Origin of the sequence: Bacteroides luti (assembly GCF_900128905.1) — a bacterium.
Taxonomy (GTDB): Bacteria; Bacteroidota; Bacteroidia; order Bacteroidales; family Bacteroidaceae; genus Bacteroides; species Bacteroides luti.
Genome location: NZ_FQTV01000031.1, coordinates 1 through 1,782, shown reverse-complemented (window position 1 = coordinate 1,782; position 1,782 = coordinate 1). Strand labels below are relative to the sequence as shown.

Below are 1,782 nucleotides of genomic sequence, written 5' to 3'. Positions count from 1 at the left end.
TTTTTTCGCGTAGTCCCAGGCAGAGTTGAACTGCCGACCTCTACATTATCAGTGTAGCGCTCTAACCAACTGAGCTATAGGACTGTCGTTCAAAACCTCTTACCTTTCGGCTCGGCTTCTTTCTAATCTCTTATTTCATATATAGAATAAACAAAAACCAGTAGTACAATAAAAAGCGAACCAGATAAATGGAATCACTCCAGAAAGGAGGTGTTCCAGCCGCACCTTCCGGTACGGCTACCTTGTTACGACTTAGCCCCAGTCACCAGTTTTACCCTAGGACGCTCCTTGCGGTTACGTACTTCAGGTACCCCCGGCTCCCATGGCTTGACGGGCGGTGTGTACAAGGCCCGGGAACGTATTCACCGCGCCGTGGCTGATGCGCGATTACTAGCGAATCCAGCTTCATGGAGTCGGGTTGCAGACTCCAATCCGAACTGAGAGAGGCTTTTGGGATTAGCATCCTGTTGCCAGGTAGCGACCTTCTGTACCCCCCATTGTAACACGTGTGTAGCCCCAGACGTAAGGGCCGTGCTGATTTGACGTCATCCCCACCTTCCTCGCATCTTACGACGGCAGTCTCGATAGAGTCCTCAGCTTAACCTGTTAGTAACTATCAATAAGGGTTGCGCTCGTTATGGCACTTAAGCCGACACCTCACGGCACGAGCTGACGACAACCATGCAGCACCTTCACAGATGCCCGAAGGCTATAATATTTCTACTATATTCATCTGCAATTTAAGCCTGGGTAAGGTTCCTCGCGTATCATCGAATTAAACCACATGTTCCTCCGCTTGTGCGGGCCCCCGTCAATTCCTTTGAGTTTCACCGTTGCCGGCGTACTCCCCAGGTGGAATACTTAATGCTTTCGCTTGGCCGCTTGCGGTATATCGCAAACAGCGAGTATTCATCGTTTACTGTGTGGACTACCAGGGTATCTAATCCTGTTTGATACCCACACTTTCGTGCCTCAGCGTCAGTTGTACCCCGGTAAGCTGCCTTCGCAATTGGAGTTCTTCGTGATATCTAAGCATTTCACCGCTACACCACGAATTCCGCCTACCTTATGTACACTCAAGAATAACAGTATCAACTGCAATTTTACGGTTGAGCCGCAAACTTTCACAACTGACTTATTATTCCGCCTACGCACCCTTTAAACCCAATAAATCCGGATAACGCTCGGATCCTCCGTATTACCGCGGCTGCTGGCACGGAGTTAGCCGATCCTTATTCATAGTATACATACAAAAACCCACACGTGGGTCACTTTATTCTACTATAAAAGAAGTTTACAATCCATAGGACCTTCATCCTTCACGCTACTTGGCTGGTTCAGGCTCTCGCCCATTGACCAATATTCCTCACTGCTGCCTCCCGTAGGAGTTTGGTCCGTGTCTCAGTACCAATGTGGGGGACCTTCCTCTCAGAACCCCTATCCATCGAAGACTTGGTGAGCCGTTACCTCACCAACTATCTAATGGAACGCATCCCCATCCATAACCAATAAATCTTTAACTTTCTCAAGATGCCTTGAAAAAGTACCATCCGGTATTAATCTTTCTTTCGAAAGGCTATCCCAGAGTTATGGGAAGGTTGGATACGTGTTACTCACCCGTGCGCCGGTCGTCAGCGGTATTGCTACCCTGCTACCCCTCGACTTGCATGTGTTAAGCCTGTAGCTAGCGTTCATCCTGAGCCAGGATCAAACTCTTCATTGTAAAAGTTTCATTTAAATTCTGATCAGGATTCCGTTTATCTTAATTGACGGTTCGCATTT

Annotated in this window: 1 tRNA gene and 1 rRNA gene; both read right to left on the bottom strand. The window is 48.2% G+C overall.

The features are described 5' to 3' along the window. Nucleotides 1-10: 10 nt before the first annotated feature. Nucleotides 11-84 (bottom strand) — tRNA-Ile (locus BUC21_RS16145). Between the two features lie 119 nt (nucleotides 85-203). Then, nucleotides 204-1,723: ribosomal RNA gene (locus BUC21_RS16140) — 16S ribosomal RNA — on the bottom strand. Nucleotides 1,724-1,782 lie beyond the last annotated feature (59 nt).